This window comes from Bacteroidota bacterium (genome assembly GCA_030017895.1).
Lineage (GTDB): Bacteria > Bacteroidota > Ignavibacteria > UBA10030 > BY39 > JASEGV01.
On record JASEGV010000004.1, the window covers coordinates 1 to 6,148 of the forward strand.

Here is a 6,148-nt window from a genome sequence, read left to right on the forward strand (position 1 = left end):
GAGAGAGAGAGAGAGTAAATTTTAAGTTTCATCTAAAGCCCTATTATAATTTTCGTTTTACGAATGACGAATTTTGAATTTAGAATATTTAAAACCAAAAACTCTGTGTTCATAATACAGAATAATTTGGGAAGTGTCAAGTATTATTTTCTAATCCGCCTTAGGCGGTATGTTTTCACTTGATACAGTATGCAGTATCGTCGGTTATTCGAGTAAAGTACAAAATTCATTCTATATATTATTTTCTACATACTCATAACTAGTTTCCCACCAATTCACCGATTCTATATATTGTCTTTTTCAAAACATCTAAGGTATAATCAACTTCCACTTCAGTTGTAAATTTTCCTAACGAAAAACGAATTGTCGCTTGCGCAGTTTCAACATCACTTCCCATTGCTAATAAAACATGTGATGGCTTTACGCTTCCAGAAGTGCACGCCGAACCACTTGTTACTGCTATTCCTTCCAAATCCATATTCAGTATTAACGCTTCGCCATCAATTTTTATTTTCTTACTATCGAAGGAAACATTTAAAATGTTTGACAAGCATTGAGTTGTATGACCGTTGAAGATAGCAAAGGAAAACTCGTTTTCAATTTTCGATTTCAAGCGTTTTTTGAGTTTTAAAATTTTATCTGATTCTGTTTGCATCAGATCGTGAGCTATTTGTGCCGCCTTTGTAAAGCCGACTACCAAAGCAGGACTTTCAGTACCTGCACGTCGCCCGCGTTCTTGTCCGCCGCCGTGCATTAGTTTTTCTATCTCGATTCCCTTGCGGCAATACAATGCACCAATCCCCTTCGGGCCATACAACTTATGTGCAGTTATCGTGAGTAAATCAACATTTAATTCATTCACATTTACCGGAATTTTCCCGAATGCTTGAACAGCATCCGTGTGAAATAAGATGCCGTTCGCTTTAGCAATTTCACCAATTAGTGCGACCGGATTGATACTACCAACTTCATTATTGGCAAACATTATTGAGATTAAACCTGTTTTCGAAGTGATCGCCTCTTTAAGTTGTTCAAGATTTACAACACCGAATTCATCCACATCTAAGTGAGTAATATCGAAACCTTGCTCGGATAAGTATTCGCAAGTCTCAAGAACGGCATGATGTTCGACTTTTGATGTTATGATGTGATTTTTTCCAAGGGCTTTTAGTTTTAGGGCTAATCCCTTGATGGCAGTGTTATTCGACTCGGTTCCACTGCTCATAAAAATTAATTCACCCGGAGCGGCACCTATGTGTCCGGCAATAATATCCCGACTTTCCTCTATTGCAGCTTTTACTTCCTGCCCATATTTGTGTATCGATGATGGATTACCCCACTTTTCGGTAAAATAAGTTTTCATTTCCTCGAATACTTGAGGATCGAGTGGTGTGGTGGCAGTGTAATCTAAATAAATTCTTCGCATCTGATTGTAGTTTTGTTAATAAATTTTTAGGAAAATATACTATTCTGCAATCAGAAATCCGAATTCTACTCCTCTCTCATTCTTCGTTTAGGCATATCTTTTCGCATTTGTTTTAATGCTTCCCGTAATTCCTGTTCAAAATTTTGTTGGAACAAGTAATACTTTGCAATCTGTTCGGGAGCAAATAACTCTCGTAGCTCTTTCGAATATCTCTGTTCCTCGATATTTATTTCGTTCCTGTTTGCCTCTATCTGATCGATAAGATTTTGCAATTCTTTAGTCTCTTTTTCAGAAAATTTGCGTTGTTTACCACGCTCCTCATATAGACGAAGAAGATCAGCTAATTTTCCTTGTATAGTCTCGGAAGATTCACGAATTTCCCGAACCCTGTTTTCGTGCGAGTTATACTTTGCATTAAAGCGGATTGCAGTTTCTTCGGATAAATTCAATGCTTCGATGAGACGCATTTTTTTGAATCGCTCGATACGTTCAGGTCCCATTTTACCTTGCCATTTTTCTGAACCCGGTTGTGCAAACAAGAATGTTTGAAACACAAATAAGAATACTACTAACTTTTTCATATTTAACCTCAATTATTAAATTTAGTTCGTTTCTAAAATAGCTAACAAATCATCAATTTCTTTTTCATCTAATGAATGTAACGATTGGTATAAATAACCATTACTTCCGCTCGCAGCAGTCGAATCGAGAAGGTTTTTAATCATACTCCTATCATCATTACTTCCGTAGATATTATCATTCAAACTTGGAAATTGCAATTCCAAATCAGCAATTTCGTTTTCGTTTAGCGAAGAGATGAACGATTGAATATTTCCGTTTGAAGCAACTTCCTGTTGAATGTTCGAACCATCAAATAAAAAGACTTTGCTTAAAAAGAAGACTGCAAAAAAAAGAGCGATAACAGGTATCGAAGTTCTAACAATCCATTCCGCGTATTTCGGCTTTACGGTATCTGCAATACGGCTATGGATTCGTGGTAATAAATTAATCCAGTAGGTTGATGCCGGCTCGGGAATATTTTCGCTATCAAACTTTTTAAATGTGGTTTCGATTGATACAAGCTCACCTTCACAAATTAAGCACAGTTTCAAGTGTTCTGCAATTTGTTGATTTTCTTTGTTACTTAACCGGGATTTGAGGAAATCAGGTAATTGATATTTTACTTCTTTACAGGTCATCACCATTATCCTTAAAATATTTTTGAATATTTTTAACTGCGTGGAAATAATTCGCCTTTAATCCACCGACCGATGTTTTCATAATTTTTGAAATTTCTTCGTAAGGTAATTCATCATAATATCTGAAAATAAAAACTTGTTTTTGTTTAGCCGGAAGTCCGGCTATTGCTTTCGATAACATTGCACGGTTTTCTTGCAACTCAATTTTTTTAGAAGGGTCCTGGCTTTCATCCGATACCACACTCATTGCCGGCAAGGCATCGTCGAAGCGCAACCATTCGACTACCTTTTTTTTTCGAATCGCGTTGATCGACATATTGGTTGCAATTCTATACAACCAAGTGTAAAACGTGGACTCGCTCCGAAACCTATTTAAATTTTTATGCACTTTCACAAATACTTCTTGCACTACATCGTCGGCATCATCGTGGTTACCTACCATTCGCCTGGCGATCCAATAAACCTTTTGTTGATACCGGCGAACAAGTTCATTGAATGCCCCGATATTTCCATTTTGAAATTCGTTTACAAGTTGTAAATCAGATTTATCAGACATTCTATGTTTTATTTTCTATACGATTAGACAGATGTTTCGCAGCTAAAGTTTAATGAAATCGACACAAAGAAGCAAAAAAAAAGCCCCACCCTGTTGAGTGAGGCTTCATTCGCATTATAAAATGCCTTTGTTCAAAACGTAAAACGTTCTTCAGAATTTAAGCATTCGTTAGTACATGTCGCCGCCGTGTGGCATTTGTGGCATCGAAGGTTTTTCTTTTTCCGGCTTTTCAACTATTGTAGCTTCAGTTGTAAGCAATAATCCGGCTACACTTGCTGCGTTTTCAAGCGCAATTCGTGTAACTTTTGTCGGATCGATTACACCGGCTTTGATAAGATTTTCAAATTTTTCCGATTGAGCGTTGAATCCAAAATCGTCCTTACCTTCTTTTACTTTATTAATAATAACTGAACCTTCTTGTCCTGCATTATTAACGATCCAACGAATCGGTTCTTCGAGTGAACGTCGGATAATTTCAACGCCTATTTGCTGGTCTTCGTTTGCTAATTTAAGACCATCTAATTTCGCTGCTGCTCGTAAATATGCAACACCGCCACCGGGAACAATACCTTCTTCAACTGCTGCACGAGTAGCATGAAGTGCATCTTCGACACGGGCTTTCTTTTCTTTCATTTCAACTTCTGTTGCAGCGCCAACTTTTAGAACTGCCACACCACCTGAAAGTTTTGCGAGACGTTCTTGCAGTTTCTCTTTATCGTAATCAGATGTTGTCTTGTCGATTTGATTCTTAATCTCGTTGATGCGTTTTTTAATCTCTTCTGCTTCGCCTGCACCTTCGACGATTGTAGTGTTATCTTTATCGACAGTAATTTTCTTGGCTTTTCCGAGAAGTGAAAGTTGTGTATTCTCTAATTTGAAGCCTTTCTCTTCGGCAATCACTTGACCACCTGTTAGTACTGCGATATCTTCTAACATTGCTTTTCTGCGATCGCCAAAACCGGGAGATTTAATCGCACAAACACGGAGAGTTCCGCGTAATCTGTTCACAACTAACGTAGCTAATGCTTCACCTTCAATGTCTTCAGCGATAATAACTAGCGAGCGTCCAGATTGAGCAATTTTTTCGAGTATCGGAAGAAGGTCTTTCATAACACTAATTTTTTTATCATAAATTAAGATGAAAGGCTCTTCTAATTCTGCTTCCATTGTTTCGGCATTAGTTACAAAGTAAGGCGAAAGATAACCGCGATCGAATTGCATACCTTCGACCCACTCGACGATTGTTTCAGTGCTTTTTGCTTCTTCCACAGTGATAACACCATCTTTACCAACTTTTTCCATAGCATCGGCGATTAACTTACCAATAGTGTGGTCGTTGTTTGCTGAAATCGAACCGACTTGCTCAATTTTCTTGCGATCGTCACCAACGGTTTGACTTAACGATTTCAAACCTTCGATTACTTTTTGAACCGCTATGTCGATCCCGCGTTTCAAATCCATAGGATTGGCACCTGCTGTTACATTCTTCATACCTTCACGAACTATTGCTTGTGCTAATACGGTTGCTGTTGTTGTTCCGTCGCCTGCAACATCTGAGGTTTTGCTGGCAACTTCACGAACCATCTGAGCGCCCATATTTTCGACTGCATCCTCGAGTTCGATTTCTTTTGCTACGGTAACTCCGTCTTTTGTAATTGTCGGTGCACCGAATTTTTTATCTATTACAACATTGCGCCCTTTAGGACCCAATGTAACTTTAACTGCATCAGCTAATTTATCGACACCGCGTTTTAACGCAGCACGAGCTTCTGAATCATAAGAAATTATTTTTACTGCCATATTATCTTCTCCTTTTTTTTGTTCAATTATTAAACTATTCCGAATAAATCTGATTCACGCATTATCAAATATTCTTCGCCTTTGATTGTTATTTCTGTGCCTGAGTATTTGCCATATAAAACTTTATCTCCAACTTTTACTTCCATTGGCTGAATTTTTCCATCGTCGCCTTTCTTACCAGGACCAACTGCTACAATTGTTCCAACTACTGGTTTTTCTTTGGCGGTATCCGGTAAAATAATTCCACCCTTTGTTTTTTCGTCTGCAACTTCGGGTTTTACTACAACTCGGTCTGCTAATGGTTTAATTTCCATATTTGTCTCCTTTAAAAATTATTTTAAATGTTATAACCTTGTTATTTTTCAATGAATTAGCACTCTCTGTGCAAGAGTGCTAACAATATAAGGAAATTTTTTAATAAATCAAATATCCAAAAATTTATTATATTAACTGAAGTTACGCAGAATTGACTTTTTGTCATGTTGAGCGAAGCGAAACATCTAAAAATAGCCTGAATTTGAGGTTTCAGATTCTTCACTTCGTTCAGAATGACTCTTTTGCGTAACTTCAGATATTAATAGAAAAATCCTTGGAGTCAAAAATGAAAAAATTATATAGGTCAACGAGCAATAATAAGATCGCTGGAATATGCGGTGGGCTCGGAGAAATATTGGATGTCGATCCCACCATTGTCCGTTTAATAGTTATAGTTCTTGCTCTAATTACTGGAGTAATTCCATTTGTTAGTGGATATTTAATTGCTTGGTGGATTGTTCCCTTGAAATCGGATTTGAAATGAAGTGGTTGTTCAAATTGATTACATTCCCAATTTGGTTCCCGATTAAAATACTATCGACCATTTTGAAAATAGTTATTACAATTTTAGCAATCTTTTTAATCGCATATATAGTATTAAGCTGTATATGATAGGGTGATTGATTTTGGAATTAAACTAATTTTATTTATATTAGCGATGCCTTTTTGGTTCACCGCAATTCGTTTTATGAAATGCGGGCGTAATTCAGTGGTAGAATGTCAGCTTCCCAAGCTGGACGTCGCCGGTTCGAACCCGGTCGCCCGCTCGACTGATATTAGAGATATGAAAATGTAATCTATTGGACGCTTAGCTCAGCTGGTTCAGAGCGCCGCCCTTACAAGGCGGAGGTC

The 6,148-nt window shown here is 37.5% G+C and carries 7 protein-coding genes and 2 tRNA genes (1 of these 9 cut by a window edge); 3 read left to right on the top strand and 6 right to left on the bottom strand.

All coding sequences use genetic code 11. The features are described 5' to 3' along the window. Positions 1–259: 259 nt before the first annotated feature. The 6 genes from QME58_01450 to QME58_01475 all read right to left on the bottom strand — a co-directional run bounded on the left by QME58_01450 (position 260) and on the right by QME58_01475 (position 5,295). The gene (locus tag QME58_01450; GenBank protein MDI6802495.1) at positions 260–1,426 is read right to left on the bottom strand and encodes a cysteine desulfurase family protein; all 1,167 of its coding nucleotides are present in this window, start codon (positions 1,424–1,426) and stop codon (positions 260–262) included. A gap of 65 nt (positions 1,427–1,491) precedes the next feature. After that, positions 1,492–2,007, bottom strand: a complete 516-nt coding sequence (locus QME58_01455; protein MDI6802496.1) for a hypothetical protein — start codon at positions 2,005–2,007, stop codon at positions 1,492–1,494. A 21-nt stretch (positions 2,008–2,028) separates the two neighbouring features. Next, complete coding sequence (locus tag QME58_01460) at positions 2,029–2,625, bottom strand: hypothetical protein (GenBank protein MDI6802497.1); 597 nt, start codon at positions 2,623–2,625, stop codon at positions 2,029–2,031. Then, positions 2,615–3,181 carry an RNA polymerase sigma factor gene (locus tag QME58_01465; protein ID MDI6802498.1) on the bottom strand — a complete coding sequence of 189 codons (567 nt, stop codon included), beginning with the start codon at positions 3,179–3,181 and terminating at the stop codon, positions 2,615–2,617. Before QME58_01465 ends, QME58_01460 begins: the two co-directional genes overlap by 11 nt. 168 nt (positions 3,182–3,349) lie before the next feature. Continuing rightward, a complete protein-coding gene (groL, locus tag QME58_01470) occupies positions 3,350–4,981 on the bottom strand; it encodes a chaperonin GroEL (protein MDI6802499.1) in 1,632 nt (543 codons plus the stop codon). 29 nt (positions 4,982–5,010) lie between these two features. Then, a complete protein-coding gene (locus QME58_01475) occupies positions 5,011–5,295 on the bottom strand; it encodes a co-chaperone GroES (GenBank protein ID MDI6802500.1) in 285 nt (94 codons plus the stop codon). A 287-nt stretch (positions 5,296–5,582) separates the two neighbouring features. Here QME58_01475 and QME58_01480 point away from each other — a divergent pair, with 287 nt between their 5' ends. The 3 genes from QME58_01480 to QME58_01490 form a co-directional block, all read left to right on the top strand. Beyond that, entirely contained in the window at positions 5,583–5,780 is a 198-nt protein-coding gene (locus QME58_01480) for a PspC domain-containing protein (GenBank protein MDI6802501.1), read from the top strand. 211 nt (positions 5,781–5,991) lie between these two features. Beyond that, positions 5,992–6,063 (top strand) — tRNA-Gly (locus tag QME58_01485). 35 nt (positions 6,064–6,098) lie between these two features. Further along, positions 6,099–6,148, top strand: a tRNA-Val gene (locus tag QME58_01490) (it continues 125 nt past the right edge of the window).

Coding starts and splice junctions, on each gene's coding strand:
- QME58_01450 (MDI6802495.1), bottom strand. CDS start 1,426: ATGCGAAGAATTTATTTAGATTACACTGCCACCACACCACTCGATCCT.
- QME58_01455 (MDI6802496.1), bottom strand. CDS start 2,007: ATGAAAAAGTTAGTAGTATTCTTATTTGTGTTTCAAACATTCTTGTTT.
- QME58_01460 (MDI6802497.1), bottom strand. CDS start 2,625: ATGACCTGTAAAGAAGTAAAATATCAATTACCTGATTTCCTCAAATCC.
- QME58_01465 (MDI6802498.1), bottom strand. CDS start 3,181: ATGTCTGATAAATCTGATTTACAACTTGTAAACGAATTTCAAAATGGA.
- groL (MDI6802499.1), bottom strand. CDS start 4,981: ATGGCAGTAAAAATAATTTCTTATGATTCAGAAGCTCGTGCTGCGTTA.
- QME58_01475 (MDI6802500.1), bottom strand. CDS start 5,295: ATGGAAATTAAACCATTAGCAGACCGAGTTGTAGTAAAACCCGAAGTT.
- QME58_01480 (MDI6802501.1), top strand. CDS start 5,583: ATGAAAAAATTATATAGGTCAACGAGCAATAATAAGATCGCTGGAATA.